The following is a 16,997-nucleotide window of genomic DNA, read 5'->3' as shown; positions in this document are numbered from 1 at the left end:
TCTTTGCCGTTGTTAATAGGCTTGCTGAACTTAGGGTCAGGCCCTAGCCGCCCGACGCGCTAAAGAATAATTTTCCCGCTGGAAAAGGCATGGTAAACTAAATCCTAACTTTGACATGCACATATTATCGTTTGAACCTGTGGCGACACATTTCGAGGATATAACATGATTAAAGCTTCGTCGGCATTGTCCAAACGTCTATGCATGATTGCAGCAGCAGCGGGCCTGGTCCTGTCACTGAACGTTAATAATGCCTCCGCCGATGCAAAGTTCCAGGCTTGGATCTCGGATTTCAGGGCAACTGCCATGGCCAGCGGCATTTCTGCGGCGACCTATAAGCGAGCCTTTGCTGGCGTCACGCAGATTGACCCGGAAGTCCTGGAGAAGGCAAAGTTCCAGCCGGAATTCACTGCGCCTGTCTGGAACTATATCGATAACCGCGTCAACGAAAATTCGGTTGCAACCGGTCGTGAGATGGCCAGGAAGTATAGCCGCTGGCTGAGCGCCATTGAAAAATCCTTTGGCGTTGACCGCCACATCCTTCTCGCAATCTGGTCAATGGAAACCAATTACGGCGAGATCATGAAGCGCGATGATGTGATGCGCGATGCTGTGCGTTCGCTTGCCACCCTTGCCTATGCTGATCCGCGCCGGAGCAAGTTCGGGCGCACGCAATTGATTGCCGCCATGAAAATTCTTCAGACCGGCGATATTGATCGCAGTCACCTCACCGGATCATGGGCAGGCGCCCTCGGCCACACGCAATTTATTCCGACCAGCTATATCGCCTATGCCGTGGATATGGATGGCAATGGCAAACGTGACATCTGGAATTCCATACCGGATGCGCTTGCGACCGCCGCCAATCTTCTTCGCAAGAATGGCTGGCAGTCGGGGCAGACCTGGGGCTACGAGGTTGTTCTGCCTGCCGGACGCAAATTCCCCGCTGGCTCACTGACGATTGCCGAATGGCAAAAACTCGGAATCGTTCGTGCCAATGGCAAAGCATTTCCAAATAGCCGGATGAAGGCCACCTTGAAAGTGCCGGATGGTCGCCAGGGCCCATCATTCCTCATGACCAAGAACTTCTTCGTGCTGAAAAACTACAATAATGCTGATAAATATGCGTTGGGCGTAGGCCTTTTGGCCGATCAGATCGCCGGATGGCCCGGTCTGCGTCAGGACTGGAACCGCCCCTTTACGCCGATCACAATGAAAGAGCGCGAGGAACTTCAACATCATTTGCTCGAACTCGGCTATTATGATGGTAAGATAGACGGCAAGATCGGCAGTGGCTCGCGCAATGCCATTCAGGCATTCCAGAGCCGCATGGGCTTGGACCCTGATGGTCACCCAAGCAAGGAAGTGCTGACGATCCTGCGCAAGAAGTAAATCAATTTGCTTGTCGAACCCGTGTGCGTGGTTCGACAAGCTCACCATGAGGGCGTAGCGTTTTGCAACGGGTTATCACGACAAACCTCGAGGACGATTCATTCAACCTGCCGCCCTCCTGCAGCCCACCACCTTCCCTCATGGTGAGCTTGTCGAACCACGCACGACTCATTGGCAAGACTTTCTTCTGTCGGCGTATCCTGCGCCTTTGCCTGCTTCTCACGCTTCCTGCCATTTTGGTTTTTACCGAAACCGCATCTGCCCGAACCCTGCTTGATATGCTGATGGGGCGGCGCGAAATTTATCGCGAAGATACGGATCGTCTCATTGATGATGGCAGAAGAATCCGTCCGAGGCCCAAGAATCGCGCAACCAAACCCGCTCGCCGCAAAGTAGCTCCCGCTGGTGTACAATCGGGACCCGCGCCAGCAGCAACGGTCGAACCGGCTATTCCTGCCAAGCTACCTGATGCCAAGACAGTTCTTGTCGTTGGTGATTTCATGGCAAGTGGTCTGGCGGAGGGCCTTGACGCAGCTTTCATCGATAGCCCCGGTGTGCGTATTATCGACAAGGCAGATGGCTCATCCGGGTTCGTTCGTGACGACCATCTCAATTGGCCTGCAACCGTTAGCCGGTTGATTGAAACAGAAAACCCTTCAGTCGTCGTTGTTATGGCGGGGGCCAATGACCGACAGCAATTTACAGGTGTTCAATCCGAGGCAAAGGGCCAGTCGGTCCTGAGTGAGGAATGGTCGAAGGAATATCAGGCCCGGCTCGGCGCATTTCTTGAGGCCGTCAAGAAAACCGGCCAACCGGTCGTCTGGGTTGGGCAACCAGCCTTCAAAACCAAGAGCATGACCAATGATTTGCTGGCCTTCAACGAACTCTATCGCAATGCCGCTGAAAAAGCCGAAGGTACTTTTGTTGATGTATGGGACGGCTTTGTTGATCAGAGTGGTTCGTTCACACTTACCGGCTTCGATATGTCCGGACAAACTGCCCGCCTGCGCAACAATGACGGTATTGGCCTGACCGTTGCCGGTAAGCGCAAGCTCGCTTTCTATGTGGAGAAGCCGCTGCGTCAGTTGCTTGGCACTGCCACCGCGCCGGATGTCGCCGCGATCAAACCGGGGGCCCCGGTTCAGGCACTACCGGAAACACCGTCAGGCCCGGTCAAAGTCGACCGGCTTGCGCCGATCAGCCTGAATGATCCTGAATTGGATGGCGGCACCGATCTGCTTGGTGCGCCCACGCGTGCCATTCCTGCTACGGAAAAATCGGCCCGTGATCTGCTCGTCAAACAAGGTGTTACACCGGCAAGTCAGCCGGGAAGGACAAATGATTTTTCCTGGCCAAAACCAGCGAAATAGAACTGGCGTCGGCTCGCACGCTCTACGTGTCTAAGGTTGTTATCGCGGCATCGAAGCCAACATTCCGGTAACCTACGAATTCAAGTCACAATTTACAAAACCGACGCGAAAATGAAGCAAATTTCTCGGAGTTGACTGAGAAATCGCCGATTTTTGCGGAAAATTTGTAACTACCGCGTTCAATTTGGTTGCGCGCGGTAGAAATACCTATCGGGGCAGCACCGAGCTTCCCATCAAGGCAGTATCGATAGCGACTGCAGCCTGGCGCCCTTCACGGATAGCCCAAACCACGAGAGACTGGCCGCGCCTGACATCGCCAGCCGTGAAAAGCTTATCGACACTGGTGCGATAATCGACATCGTCCGCTACAACCGAGCGGTTACCACGACGATCAGCCTTCATCTCTAAAGAACCGGAGAGTTCCTTGATGATCCCGTCTTCGAACGGACCAGAAAAGCCGATTGCGATGAAAGCAAGATCGGCCTTGATGAAGAATTCCGTTCCAGCGATAGGCTTGCGTGCCTCATCCACTTCGCAGCATTTTACATGTGTCAGCTCGCCATTTTCTCCAATGAATTCAAGCGTCGCCACCTGAAATTCACGGGTGGCACCCTCGGCCTGCGATGAAGATGTGCGCATTTTTGTTGCCCAGTAAGGCCACACGCTCAGCTTGTCTTCCTTCTCCGGAGGCTGCGGACGGATGTCGAGCTGGGTCACTTTTACCGCGCCTTGCCGGAATGCCGTGCCTACGCAGTCAGACGCGGTATCACCACCGCCAACAACCACAACGTGTTTTCCGGACGCGACAATGGAGTCGCTTTTCCATGCCACGGATTCAATATTCTCACGGCCAACGCGGCGATTCTGCTGAACCAGATAGTGCATGGCATCATGGACACCCTCAAATTCCGCGCCGGGAATGCCTGCTGGGCGCGGTGTTTCGGCACCGCCGCAATATAAAACGGCATCGTAACTATCGATAAGCTCTTGAATTGGCTTGTCAATTCCCACATTGACGCCACAATAGAATGTGACACCCTCGCCTTCCATCTGGGCGATCCGACGGTCGATGAAATGTTTCTCCATCTTGAAGTCAGGAATACCGTATCGCAACAGCCCGCCTGGCTTGCTTTCGCGTTCATAGACATGAACTTCATGACCAGCGCGGCCAAGTTGCTGCGCTGCCGCCATGCCTGCCGGCCCCGAGCCAATGATCGCAACATTTTTGCCGGTTTTGGATGCGGCCGGCTGAGGAATGATAAATCCAGTCTCATAGGCCTTGTCTGCGATAGCCTGCTCGACCGTTTTGATCGAAACCGGCACGTCTTCAAGGTTCAGCGTGCAGGCCTCTTCACAAGGTGCAGGGCAGATTCGTCCTGTAAATTCAGGGAAATTATTGGTGGAATGCAGGTTGCGGATCGCCTCATCCCAATTGTCATTATAGACAAGATCATTCCAGTCCGGGATTTGATTGTGAATCGGGCAGCCTGTTGGTCCGTGACAAAATGGAATGCCGCAATCCATGCAGCGTGCCGCCTGCTTTTTGACCTCGCCATCCGTCATGGGAATGGTAAATTCCCTAAAATGGCGTATGCGATCTGACGCGGGCTGATACTTGCCAACCTGTCTGTCTATTTCAAGAAAACCTGTAACCTTACCCATAAACTGCTCCCCTCGCCTCTCGGAGGACCACCCATATCGATTTAAATCGACGGGCAGCATTGGACCTTTGCCGAGCATCGCAACAGCGACGCTCGAAGCTAAGGCGTTGAAACTATTCGGCTGCGACACCCATCCGCATACGCTCCATGTCTTCGAGCGCGCGTCGGTATTCCACCGGCATGACTTTCACGAATTTTGGCCTGAAACTTTCCCAATTATCGAGAATTTCTTTCGCACGGCCGGAACCCGTATAGTGCATATGGTTCGAAATCAGCTGAACAAGACGCTCTTCATCATGCCTTGTCATATTTGCCGAGACATCAACACGTCCTTTGTGGGCCAGATCACCGCCATGATGATGCAGCCTCTCAAGGATGTCATCTTCTTCCGGAACCGGCTCAAGTTCAACCATGGCCATGTTGCAGCGTTGAGCAAAATCACCAGCCTCATCAAGGACATAGGCAACACCACCGGACATGCCAGCTGCAAAGTTTCGTCCAGTCTGACCTATAACCACGACAACGCCGCCGGTCATATATTCGCAACCATGATCGCCGGTGCCTTCGACAACGGCAATTGCTCCGGAATTGCGAACGGCAAAACGTTCACCTGCAACACCTCGGAAGTAGGCCTCGCCTTCAATTGCTCCGTAAAGTACGGTATTGCCAACGATAATTGAATTTTCCGGCACGATCTTCGTATTCTCAGGCGGGCGAATGACAATACGCCCACCACAAAGTCCCTTGCCTACATAATCATTGCCGTCACCGATCAATTCGAAGGAAATGCCTCGCGCCAGAAATGCACCAAAGGACTGTCCGGCCGTACCTGTAAACTTGACCGAGATCGTATCTTCTTTCAATCCCTTGTGCCGATAGCGCTTGGCAACTTCGCCAGAAAGCATTGCACCAACGGAACGATCGACATTCTTGATGCCCATTTCGATCTTGACCGGCTGTTTGCTTTCGAGCGCGGGCAGTGCCTGCTCAATAAGCTTGCGGTCGAGAATATCGATGATTGGATGGTTCTGCCGCTCGGTCCAACGCGTCTTTTCTTCAGGCGCTTCCGGCTTGTGGAATATGCGAGAGAAATCAAGCCCTTTGGCTTTCCAATGATCAATCGCCTCGCGCTTTTCAAGAAGTTCGGCTTTGCCAACAATCTCTTCAAAACGCGTGTAACCCATTTCAGCCAGGAACTGACGAACCTCTTCCGCCATATAGAAGAAGAAGTTGATTACATGCTCAGGCGTGCCCTTGAAGCGCTTGCGCAAGACTGGATCCTGCGTCGCAACGCCAACGGGGCAAGTGTTCAGGTGACACTTGCGCATCATGATGCAGCCTGCCGCTATCAATGGAGCTGTAGAGAAGCCAAACTCATCAGCTCCCAAAAGCGCACCGACAATCACGTCGCGACCGGTTCGCAGACCACCATCAACCTGCAAAGCGATGCGCGAGCGAAGCCCGTTGAGCACCAGCGTCTGCTGCGTTTCCGCCAGACCCATTTCCCACGGGCTGCCCGCATGCTTGAGCGAGGTCAGCGGCGATGCACCCGTGCCGCCATCGTATCCGGAAATGGTGATGTGGTCGGCGCGTGCCTTGGCAACGCCAGCAGCAACCGTGCCTACACCAACTTCCGAAACAAGCTTGACGGAAACATCCGCTTCCGGATTGACGTTCTTCAAATCGTAGATCAGCTGCGCCAGATCTTCGATGGAATAGATGTCATGATGTGGCGGAGGCGAAATAAGACCGACACCCGGTGTCGAGTGACGGGTTTTGGCAACTGTTGCATCGACCTTATGTCCCGGAAGCTGACCGCCTTCGCCGGGCTTTGCGCCCTGAGCGACCTTGATCTGCATCATGTCAGAATTGACAAGATATTCAGTCGTTACACCGAAGCGACCGGAAGCGATCTGCTTGATTGCCGAGCGTTCAGGGTTCGGCTTTCCATCGGGCAGTGGATAGAAGCGGTCAGGCTCCTCACCACCTTCGCCCGTATTCGACTTTCCACCAATGCGGTTCATCGCAACGGCCAGCGTTGTATGGGCTTCACGGCTGATCGAACCGAATGACATAGCACCCGTGGAAAACCGCTTGACGATTTCCTTGGCAGGTTCAACATCATCAATTGAAACTGGTCTGCGCCCGGTATCAGCAGCCATTTTGATATTGAACAGGCCGCGAATGGTCTTGGCCTGCGCCGATTGGCTGTTCACCATATCGGAGTACTCTTTAAACGTGCTGGGCGAGTCCGTCCGTACGGCATGCTGAAGCTTTGCTACAGCGTCCGGTGACCATAGATGGGCCTCACCGCGCATGCGATAGGCATATTCACCACCCACCTCAAGTGTGTTCAAAAGTACGGGATCATTGCCAAAGGCATCCCGATGACGGCGAACTGTTTCTTCGGCGATTTCTTCCAGACCAACGCCCTCGATCATCGTCGCAGTGCCAAAGAAGAAGCGGTCAACAAACTCCGACTTCAATCCAACCGCGTCAAAAATCTGGGCGCCACAATAGGACTGATAGGTCGAAATACCCATCTTCGACATGACCTTGAGGATGCCCTTGCCGATGGACTTGATATAACGCGATACGACTTCCTTCGAGTCCACTTCCGGCGGGAATTCACCCCGTTTGTGCATGTCGAGCAATGTATCAAAGGCTAGATACGGGTTAATTGCTTCCGCGCCATAACCGGCAAGGCAGCAGAAATGATGCACTTCGCGCGGCTCACCCGATTCAACCACCAGACCAACCGAAGTGCGCAAGCCCTTGCGGATCAGATGATGGTGAACGGCAGCGGTTGCGAGCAGCGCCGGGATCGGAATTCGATCCGGACCGACCTGACGGTCGGAAAGAATGATGATGTTGTAGCCACCGTGAACCGCCGCTTCTGCGCGATCACAGAGCCGCTCCACAGCACCAGCCATTCCAGCCGCGCCTTCTTCAACATTATAGGCCGTATCAAGCGTCTTCGTATCGAAACGATCTTCCGTATGACCAATGGAGCGAATTTTCTCCAGATCGCCATTGGTTAGAATGGGTTGGCGCACTTCGAGCCGCTTGCGGCGCGATGTTCCGACCAGATCGAAAAGGTTTGGGCGTGGACCGATGAACGAAACAAGGCTCATTACCAATTCTTCGCGGATAGGGTCAATCGGCGGATTGGTGACCTGCGCGAAGTTTTGTTTGAAATAGGTGTAAAGCATCTTCGACTTATCAGACATCGCCGAGATCGGCGTATCCGTACCCATCGAACCAATAGCTTCCTGGCCTGTTGTCGCCATTGGCGACATCAGGATTCTTGTATCTTCCTGTGTATAGCCAAATGCCTGCTGGCGATCGAGAAGACTGACATCCTTGCGTAAGGCGCGCGGTTCTACAGGACTCAACTCCTCCAGGATTAATTGGGTGTTCTTGAGCCACTGCTTGTAGGGATGGCGATTTGCAATTTCGGACTTGATCGTATCATCAGATACAATCTCACCCTTTTCCATATCGATCAGCAGCATGCGGCCAGGCTGCAACCGCCACTTCTTGACGATCTTTTCTTCCGGTACTGGAAGCACGCCTGCCTCCGAGGCCATGACCACAAAGTCGTCATCCGTCACGAGATACCGCGCCGGACGCAGACCGTTACGATCCAGCGTAGCGCCGATTTGGCGGCCATCCGTGAACGCAACAGCAGCTGGCCCATCCCAGGGCTCCATCAGCGCCGCGTGATACTCATAAAATGCCTTGCGATCATCGGCGATCAACTTGTTACCAGACCACGCCTCAGGGATCAGCATCATCATGGCATGAGCAAGCGAATATCCGCCTTGGAAAAGGAACTCCAAAGCATTATCAAAGCACGCCGTATCCGATTGGCCCTCATAAGAAATCGGCCATAGCTTGGAAATGTCGTTACCAAAAAACTCTGAATCGACTGAGGCCTGTCTCGCAGCCATCCAGTTGACGTTACCACGCAATGTGTTGATTTCGCCGTTATGCGCAACCATGCGGTATGGATGCGCCAACTTCCAGGACGGAAAAGTATTGGTTGAGAACCGCTGGTGCACAAGCGCGACAGCACTAACAAAGCGCGGATCCTTCAAATCCTTGTAATAAGCGCCGACCTGATAGGCAAGAAACATGCCCTTATAAACAATCGTCCGGGCGGACATGGAGACCACATAAAAGTCACCTTCCTTGCCGCCATTCTCCTGATAGATACGGTTTGAAATCACCTTGCGCAGGACAAACAAACGACCTTCGAAATCCTCGTCGGATTCGATGCTCGGGTTGCGCCCGATGAAGACCTGCCGATGAAACGGCTCGGTCGCCGCGATATGCGGAGCCTTTGACAGGGAGGAATTGTCGACCGGCACGTCACGGAACCCGATGAGCGTCTGGCCTTCCGAAGCAATAACTTCAGCGACGACCTGCTCTATGTGAGCGCGTTCTTCCGGGTCCTGTGGCATGAAGAAATAGCCAACCGCATATTGATTGACTGCAGGAAGCTCGACACCTTTTTCTGCCCACTCAGCACGGAAAAAAGCATCCGGTATCTGGACGAGCATACCAGCGCCATCGCCCATCAATGGGTCTGCACCCACGGCACCGCGATGCGTCAGGTTTTCGAGCATGAAAAGCCCGTCTTCGATGATCTTGCGAGACTTTACGCCCTTCATATGCGCAACAAAGCCTACACCACAGGCATCATGTTCGTTGCGAGGGTTGTAAAGGCCTTGGGCTTTAGGGAAACCCGACAATTTATTGGTTTTGACCGCACGACTCTGTACGGCCTGAGCGAGTTCAGTCGTTACAGATGGCGTCAAATCCGACATCGTCAATTCCTCCATTGAAGCCCTCACAGGGCGGTCTTGGTCATATGGGACGGAATAGCACAATTCCTGCCCCGCTTCATGCGGCATATCTTCCGATTGCGGATTGCGGGCACCTCAAGAAGGACGAAAGCACTTGGCTCACCGTCCTCAATTATCGTCCCCCACAAATAGGACAGCAATGCTGTCGTATCAGCATATGCCAGAATTATTCCAAACAAACAAGATGGAAAAGCAAAAAATAACATCATTCGGCGAAAGAAGATTGCGTCAAAATGTCAAATTGGTCTCATTAATTACAGTTACTGGATTTTCCGCTAAATTCGAAAGAGAACTAGTTACATCATCCAATAATGACAGGTTCTGCTGCTTTCCACCATTCTTCTAAAGGCGTAAACCACTGCTGCACCATCGTGAACAGAGGTAAGCTTTATGCATTTTGCGTCCGATAATTGGGCCGGCGCCCATCCTAAAATTGCCGAAAATCTCAATCGTCATGCAGGTGGCTTCGCCTCAGCCTATGGCACCAGCAAACTCGACAGCTTAATTGAAGAAACATTCAACACGATCTTCGAGCGGGAAGTAGCCGTATTCTTTGTCGGAACGGGCACTGCGGCTAACTCACTCGCTCAGGCCGCTATCAGCAGACCCGGCGGCGTCACTTTCGCTCATCGCGAAGCTCATCTGATTGACGACGAGGGTGGAGCTCCCAGCTTTCTCTCGGCCGGAGGCCGGTTTCAGCCGGTCGATGGGCCGACTGGGTGTATCGATATCAATAATCTTAAAGCAGCTATTGAAGGGTTCGCTCCCGGCAATGTTCATGCCGGGCAGCCAATGAGCGTTTCAATCACACAATCGACCGAGATCGGCACCCTTTATCAACTGACCGAAATCGCAGCCATTGGCGCACTCTGCAAAGACAATGGCTTGCCACTCCACATGGATGGCGCGCGCTTTGCCAATGCCCTTGTTGCGCTGGGCTGCAGCCCCGCGGACATGACCTGGAAGCAGGGCGTCGATATTCTCTCCTTCGGGGGAACCAAAAACGGGTGCTGGTGTGCGGAAGCCTTAATATTCATGAACCCCGAACAGGCAAGGGATTTGCCCTTTATCCGGAAAAGATCTGCCCAGCTTTTCTCAAAGTCCCGTTTCGTAGCAGCTCAGTTCGAGGCTTACTTCGCTGATGGCTTATGGCTGGAACTTGCAGGCCATTCTAACAATATGGCAAGCGAGCTGGCCCAGCGTATTATGGCCTCATCAAAACTGAAACTCGCTTGGCAGCCACGCGCAAACGAAGTCTTTGCAATCGCCTCTCAGGATATTGTGCAGAGTTTGCAGGCAAGCGGAGCAATCTTCTATGAATGGAAGCCACCTCACAATGAAGCAACTATGGTGGCCGAAAACGAAACATTGATTCGGCTTGTGACAAGCTTTGCTACGACGCAGGAAGAAGTCCGTCGATTTGGCGATCTGATCGCATAAAAAAGCGGCGCATTTCTGCGCCGCTCGACTTGTTGCAGCGACTGCTTAGTTCGTGGCTTTTGCTTCTATTTGCTTGGCTTCATTGTCAGACAAAGCCGTAACTGCAATCTTGCGTGGTTTCATCTCTTCCGGAATTTCGCGCTTGAGATCAATGTGCAACAAGCCATTTTTCAGGCTGGCACCATTGACCTCGACGAAATCGGCAAGATGAAAACGGCGCTCAAATGCGCGAGACGCAATACCGCGATACAGCGTTTCGGACCCTTCCGACTTTTCAGCAGCTTTTTCGCCTGTCACTTTGAGCTGGTTGCGATGGGCTTCAATCTGGATTTCATCCTCAGAGAATCCGGCAACGGCCATCGTGATGCGATAAGTACTCTCGCCTGTCCGCTCAATATTATAGGGCGGATATGTCTGGGCGCCTTCCGGCTGAGCCAAACTGTCGAGAATTGTGAAAAGCCGGTCGAAACCGACAGTTGAACGGTAGAGTGGTGAAAAATCAACGTGACGCATGGGTAAGCCCTCCTTTAGAGCGACAATGTTTGCGTTTTCTGATTCGCTGCAGGATTCCCGATGTGGCAAATCCCGTTGAACCAGCAGCCCCGATTTGGCGGCTGCAAATCTTATTTGGTAAGCGCAATTCACGGTTTCAAGTCCATTTAGCATCAATCCGCACCGTTCAATGAACGCAAAATGAACATCATCTTCGGAATACGTTCAGCCCGATGATTTTATAACTGCACTCACAGTCGGACACAGCCCGGCAAACAAAGGACAGGACAATGAAGAGACCCCTTATCGCGCTTACCGCAGCAGCCGTTTTGATCACGGGCTTCGCCTCCTCGGCGTTTGCTCAGGAACGCTACTATCGCGATAATGCGCCTGCAATCTATCTGGAGCAGGACGAACCGGGTGGCTACTACATTCAGGATCGCGGCCGTTATGATCGTGATCGGCGTGACTGGCGTGAAGACCGCCGCGAACGTTTTAGCCGTCGTGATGTTGCCCGTATGCTGGAACGTCGCGGTTACAGGGTCCGCGATGTCGATTTTGAACGTGGCCGCTATTTCGTAAGGGCCTCCCGTCGCGGCAATCCGGTGATTGTCGTCGTATCCCGCAGAGGCGAGATTCTTGAAACTCGCCGCGTGGGGCGTGACCGTGATCGTCGCTCTGGTTTCAGCATCGAGATCAATCCGGCCTACTGATAAAAAAGCCGAAATCATTGCAGATGTAACGTCCCTTCCATCTGCAATGTACTGACCGGAAGCTCTCAGGCAGAGTTTCCGGTCGATCTTTATTCCGAATACTCAAAAATTTGCTGTTCAAGCATGATTTGACCTTCTGTTGGCGCAGCTTTATCACGGAGGCAACTTGCTCTTTAAGGCATCCGAACGCACATGATCCGATCACTTGTCGAAACGGCGTCAAATCCTATTCCTGCCGGTACGCGCGTTGATAGTTTTGATCTGCCAGACGGCAAACAACTGCGCTATGCAATCATTCCCGCCAGCACACATCAAGTTCGTGGAACTGTCATCATTCTGCATGGTCGTAGCGAGTGTATCGAAAAATACTTCGAGACCGCCAAGGACATTGCGGCGCGCGGCTTCGCGATAGCCACCTTTGACTGGCGCGGACAGGGTGCCTCAAGCCGCATCCTGCGGGATGCGGCACGGGGCCATATAAAAAGCTTTGAACATTATGTTGCTGATTTCGAGTGCTTTTTCGAGACCGTACTCCTTCCCGATTGCAAAGGCCCATTTTACGTTCTTGCTCACTCCACCGGTGCGCTCATAGCGCTGCTTGCAGCACCCTCCATGTCCAACCGTATTCACCGTATGGTCCTGACATCGCCATTGCTTGATATTCCCATGACGCGCCTGCAAGGACTGACAGCGAGGATCGTTGCCAATTCCCTGCGTTCTATCGGGCTTGGCAGAACTTACATGCTCAGCGGGCCGTACAAGGCCAAGCCTTTTGAAAACAACCCTGTGACATCGGATGCGACGCGCTACAAGCGCCAATCCGACGTACTTGAACAAGCGCCGGAACTGGCTCTTGGTGGCCCGACGGCAAGTTGGATTGTTGCTGCCGCAAAAGCGATCAACAAAGTCAATCGCCCGGAATTCATCGAAAAAATCCGTATTCCAATGTTGATCATTGCCGCCGGGGCGGACAGCATTGTCTCGACACCGGCGATCGAGCGCTATGCCATGCAATTGCGCAACACCACGCTTCTCACAATTGATAGCGCAAAACATGAGATTCTGCAGGAGGCGGATTTCTATCGCGAGCAGTTTTTTGCTGCATTTGACGCCTTCGTTCCAGGAACCGGCCACGAACCTACACAATTGTCGGACGAGACAAAGCTTATTGATTGAGCAACGCAAGCGCTTTGGCGTGCAGTTCCGGAGTGGCCGCCGCAACAATATCGCCTGCCTGCTCTGCCGCACCACCATCCCATGTTGTGATAACACCGCCGGCTTTTTCAATGATCGGAATTAACGCGACGATATCATAGGGGTGCAGCCCGGTTTCGATCACCAGATCGACAAATCCTGATGCCAGCATTGCATAGGCATAGCAATCTGTACCGTAGCGAGCGAGCCGCGCTGCCGACTCAACCCTGTCATAGGCCTCGCGCTGCACACCTTTGAACAGCGCTGGCGTAGTGGTAAACAACGTTGCCTCGGCCAGCTCAGTAGTGTTGCGCGTGTGCAAACGGCGAACCCCATCTGGTCCTTCGTACCACGAGGCTTTGCCATCACACATGAAAAGCTCCCGAGTGAACGGCTGGGACATCATCCCTGCCACCGCATCGCCATTGATTGTCAATCCGGCAAGTGTCCCCCACACCGGCAAGCCGGAAATGAAAGCGCGTGTTCCATCGATAGGATCAATGACCCATATATTCGGCTGGTCAAGATTCTCTCCGCCAAACTCCTCGCCCAAAATTCCATGTTCCGGGAAAGTAGCATTTATCAAGCCACGAATCGCACGCTCCGCTTCCCTGTCAGCTTCCGTAACCGGGTCAAAACCAGTCTGATATTTATTATCAACCAGCGATACTGTGCGAAAGCGGGGCAGAGTCTGCGCGGCTGCGACCTCGGCAATTTGCTTCAAAAAGGTAATATTGATGACCAAAACAGCTCCTGATGACTTAATTATTCTCTTTCATGACCAAAACACGCAATTTATGCTTATTTTTTAGGCAAACGCGACGAGTGCTTAAAAAATCACTCGCCTGCCTTGACATTTGTGCGATGCAGCATAGACTGAGAAATGGATGGGGTGACCTGTCTATGCCCTCCTTGGGCGTTTCCTCCCTAGACTTAGGCCGCGCTCACGCGCGGTCTTTTTTATTGGGATGTGGTGATAATTCCTACTCTGCCGCTAAAGGTGTATCGAGAAAATAAAAGTCCGGCAGGGACACCAGATCTGCAAGGAACAGTCCTATATCCCGCTGGAGCTGCTCAAAACCTGGTTTTTTTTCGTAGGTATTTTCATTCAGATAAAGGCCACGATTGACCTCAATCTGCAGTGCATGCATGTGCTTCAGGGGACGCCCATAATGTTCAGTGATGTAGCCGCCAGCATAGGGCTTGTTGTGCGCAACAACATAACCCATTGCGCGTAATAGCTGTATGGCAGCACTTGCCAATTCGGAGGCGCAACTCGTGCCAAACCGATCCCCTATGATGAAATCTGGACGCATTCCACTTTCCGGAAAACGAATGCTGGCAGGCATTGAGTGACAATCAACCAGCACGCCATAACCAAAGCGGGCATATGTAGCCGCAAGGATGTTTCCCAAAATTGAATGATACGGCTTATAGATACTGTCAATACGCCCGAGCGCTTCGGAAATATGGAGTTTTTGGGCGTAGATTTCCTGCCCTTCCCCCACGAGACGGGGAACAGTGCCAAGACCGCCAGCCACCCTTGCAGAATGTCCATTTGCAAAGGAAGGCAAAGGCTCCAAAAACATTTTGGCATCGAGTTCATAGGGCTCGCGATTGACGTCAAGATAGGCGCGCGGGAAATGTGCCAGCAGCAGTGGTGCCCCCAACATTACTGCTGATGAGAAGAGCTGATCCACAAAGCAATCTTCCGAGCGGCGGATCGCATGAGCATCAAGCTGCGATTGCAGGATGAAATTCGGCGGATAGAAGCGACCACTATGGGGTGAGTTGAAAACAAATGGAATACGTTGATCGGACGGCTGCCGCAATTCATATGGAGGGTGATCTGGGAAATCGCGGCTGACCGTCATCATTCACTTCAAGCGTTTACTGAAATTGCGGATAATGTTTAACCTACTCTAGAGCAAGTTCACGCGTAATGGAATTGATCGCGCACGCAACATTCGCCGATCTTTGTTAAGATGGTCTATCCGTACCGGACCACCTCGACATTTTGTACATTCAGTCTTATTTCTAGCAAATCATTCACGCGATCTTTACCAAAAAAGCGCTTTGTAGATTTGACAGAACGCTGGTCTGGGGATGATCGGCGCTAGATAGTTCGGACGGACCGATGAAAAGAATACTTCTTGCAGAAGATGACAATGATATGCGGCGCTTCCTGGTGAAGGCGCTGGAGAAAGCTGGTTATCACGTCACGCATTTCGACAACGGAGCCAGCGCCTATGATCGTCTCCGTGAAGAGCCCTTCTCCTTATTGCTGACGGACATTGTCATGCCGGAAATGGATGGGATCGAGTTGGCCCGCCGGGCATCCGAGATCGATCCAGATCTGAAGATCATGTTTATCACTGGTTTTGCTGCCGTGGCTTTAAATGCCGATTCGCAGGCACCTAAAGATGCCAAAGTGCTGTCCAAGCCATTTCATTTGCGCGATCTCGTCAATGAAATCGAAAAAATGCTCGTCGCTGCCTAGAGCTGATCTGACATTCCTGCAAGAAAGCGCGATAAGTTCCATCAACAGCTATTGACGGACACAATTCAATATGGTGTATGCGCCCGGCAGATGGGCGTGTAGCTCAGCGGGAGAGCACTACGTTGACATCGTAGGGGTCACAGGTTCAATCCCTGTCACGCCCACCATCTGACCCAGTTTCAATTGTTGATATTTCAAGCGAGAGCAGTAAATGCATCGCGCTTGATCCGCCTAAGCCTCTCCACACATATCGAACTGTTTTTAACTCATTGCTCTCAGTGGGGGAGAACAGCTGCGTATTTACTTTAAGTTCTGAAATACGCAAACGCTCTTGCGTTTGATTATCGCAGCGGTGAGTATCGCCCCCGCGCACAACTTTTAGTTGATACAGCCGGTTTATAATCGAGTGCCAGGACAATGATGATAACGACCACAGATGACATAGATTATGCGTTCCGTTTGATTTTAGGTCGAACAATGAACGAAGTTGAAAAATCTCACTACACTTATGTTGGCCAGCCGCTTGAGAACATTGTCCGCATGTACATCAACTCGCTTGAGTTCCAGAGCCGCCGTCTGCTTGGTCCGGCATCCGATCGGCAGATCGAAAAGGTCTTTCTGAACAATGCATGGATCTATGCGGATCAGAACGACCCGGATGTTGGAATCAATGTTATCGGAGGCGCCTATGAACCGAACGTGACGAAGATATTCCAACAATACGTTAAACCCGGAATGCATGTCATCGATATCGGGGCAAATATTGGATACTTCACCATGCTGAGTGCAGGGCTGGTTGGGAGTCGGGGACGCGTTCTTGCAGTGGAACCGAATGTCGAAAACGGACGCTTGCTCGTGGCAAGCCGTGATGCGAATTCCTTCAGCCACGTTAATGTTCTTTTGAGCGCAGTCGGCGATAAAACCGATGTCCTTGCTCTAAACGGATCTGGATCCAATGGCGTCACGGCAACACTTCAATCAGGGCAATCTCTCGAAATCAAACGCTTGATCCCATGTGTACGGCTCGATGACGTCTTGCAAGACTGGAGTAAGGTCGATTTCGTCAAGATCGACATTGAGGGCGCCGAGTACAGAGCATTCACCGGTATGATAAACACATTGAGGAAATTCCGCCCCATTATTGTCAGCGAGTTCAGCCCAAATCTTATTGGCTGGATATCCAGCGTTACGCCCGAGACTTATTTGAAGTTCCTTATGGATCTTGGCTATCAAATTTCCATCATCACAGCGGAAGGCACATTGGTTGATCGCGGGCAAGATATTCCGGCGATCATGAACGATGTGCACACGGCGGACAGCGACCACATCGATATCGTTGCACTGCCGGTTTAATTGAAGCCTGC

At 52.3% G+C, this 16,997-nt stretch carries 12 protein-coding genes and 1 tRNA gene; 8 read left to right on the top strand and 5 right to left on the bottom strand.

Going from position 1 to position 16,997, the window contains the following annotated elements; all coding sequences use genetic code 11:
• The first annotated feature begins 165 nt into the window (after nucleotides 1–165).
• Nucleotides 166–1,392 (top strand): lytic murein transglycosylase, encoded by a 1,227-nt coding sequence (locus ACYJL1_RS06350; protein ID WP_460897539.1) that lies wholly within the window; start codon nucleotides 166–168, stop codon nucleotides 1,390–1,392.
• 149 nt (nucleotides 1,393–1,541) lie between these two features.
• Complete coding sequence (locus tag ACYJL1_RS06345) at nucleotides 1,542–2,762, top strand: SGNH/GDSL hydrolase family protein (RefSeq protein WP_460897538.1); 1,221 nt, start codon at nucleotides 1,542–1,544, stop codon at nucleotides 2,760–2,762.
• A 207-nt stretch (nucleotides 2,763–2,969) separates the two neighbouring features.
• Here the strand turns inward: ACYJL1_RS06345 and ACYJL1_RS06340 are convergent, their stop codons facing one another.
• Both ACYJL1_RS06340 and gltB read right to left on the bottom strand, forming a co-directional pair.
• Nucleotides 2,970–4,424, bottom strand: a complete 1,455-nt coding sequence (locus tag ACYJL1_RS06340; RefSeq protein ID WP_460897537.1) for a glutamate synthase subunit beta — start codon at nucleotides 4,422–4,424, stop codon at nucleotides 2,970–2,972.
• A 112-nt stretch (nucleotides 4,425–4,536) separates the two neighbouring features.
• On the bottom strand, nucleotides 4,537–9,255 hold the full coding sequence (gltB, locus tag ACYJL1_RS06335; RefSeq protein WP_460897536.1) for a glutamate synthase large subunit: 4,719 nt from the start codon (nucleotides 9,253–9,255) through the stop codon (nucleotides 4,537–4,539).
• Nucleotides 9,256–9,684: 429 nt separating this feature from the next.
• On the opposite strand from gltB, the gene ACYJL1_RS06330 reads away from it, so the two are divergent.
• Nucleotides 9,685–10,734, top strand: coding sequence for a threonine aldolase family protein (locus ACYJL1_RS06330; RefSeq protein WP_460897535.1), 1,050 nt, complete (start codon nucleotides 9,685–9,687; stop codon nucleotides 10,732–10,734).
• A 45-nt stretch (nucleotides 10,735–10,779) separates the two neighbouring features.
• On the opposite strand, the gene ACYJL1_RS06325 is transcribed toward ACYJL1_RS06330, so the two are convergent.
• Nucleotides 10,780–11,247: an Hsp20 family protein gene (locus tag ACYJL1_RS06325; RefSeq protein ID WP_460897534.1), complete on the bottom strand. Its 468-nt coding sequence runs from the start codon at nucleotides 11,245–11,247 to the stop codon at nucleotides 10,780–10,782.
• 269 nt (nucleotides 11,248–11,516) lie between these two features.
• Between ACYJL1_RS06325 and ACYJL1_RS06320 the strand changes: the two genes are divergently transcribed.
• Both ACYJL1_RS06320 and ACYJL1_RS06315 read left to right on the top strand, forming a co-directional pair.
• Nucleotides 11,517–11,939, top strand: a complete 423-nt coding sequence (locus ACYJL1_RS06320; protein ID WP_460897533.1) for a hypothetical protein — start codon at nucleotides 11,517–11,519, stop codon at nucleotides 11,937–11,939.
• 192 nt (nucleotides 11,940–12,131) lie between these two features.
• On the top strand, nucleotides 12,132–13,115 hold the full coding sequence (locus ACYJL1_RS06315) for an alpha/beta fold hydrolase (protein ID WP_460897532.1): 984 nt from the start codon (nucleotides 12,132–12,134) through the stop codon (nucleotides 13,113–13,115).
• Here the strand turns inward: ACYJL1_RS06315 and hisN are convergent.
• Complete coding sequence (gene hisN, locus ACYJL1_RS06310; RefSeq protein ID WP_460897531.1) at nucleotides 13,105–13,878, bottom strand: histidinol-phosphatase; 774 nt, start codon at nucleotides 13,876–13,878, stop codon at nucleotides 13,105–13,107. The genes ACYJL1_RS06315 and hisN overlap by 11 nt on opposite strands.
• Before the next feature lie 238 nt (nucleotides 13,879–14,116).
• Nucleotides 14,117–15,007: an N-formylglutamate amidohydrolase gene (locus ACYJL1_RS06305; RefSeq protein ID WP_460897954.1), complete on the bottom strand. Its 891-nt coding sequence runs from the start codon at nucleotides 15,005–15,007 to the stop codon at nucleotides 14,117–14,119.
• Nucleotides 15,008–15,270: 263 nt separating this feature from the next.
• On the opposite strand from ACYJL1_RS06305, the gene cpdR reads away from it, so the two are divergent.
• The 3 genes from cpdR (at nucleotide 15,271) to ACYJL1_RS06290 (ending at nucleotide 16,986) form a co-directional block, all read left to right on the top strand.
• Nucleotides 15,271–15,633, top strand: coding sequence for a cell cycle two-component system response regulator CpdR (gene cpdR / locus ACYJL1_RS06300; RefSeq protein ID WP_115052244.1), 363 nt, complete (start codon nucleotides 15,271–15,273; stop codon nucleotides 15,631–15,633).
• A 92-nt stretch (nucleotides 15,634–15,725) separates the two neighbouring features.
• Nucleotides 15,726–15,800: transfer RNA gene (locus ACYJL1_RS06295), tRNA-Val, on the top strand.
• Between the two features lie 310 nt (nucleotides 15,801–16,110).
• On the top strand, nucleotides 16,111–16,986 hold the full coding sequence (locus ACYJL1_RS06290; RefSeq protein WP_460897530.1) for an FkbM family methyltransferase: 876 nt from the start codon (nucleotides 16,111–16,113) through the stop codon (nucleotides 16,984–16,986).
• Nucleotides 16,987–16,997: the final 11 nt, after the last annotated feature.

The sequence above is a fragment of the Phyllobacterium sp. K27 genome (assembly GCF_054796155.1).
Note: the sequence above shows the minus strand (reverse complement) of the source record. Positions and strands in the feature narration are given on the sequence as shown.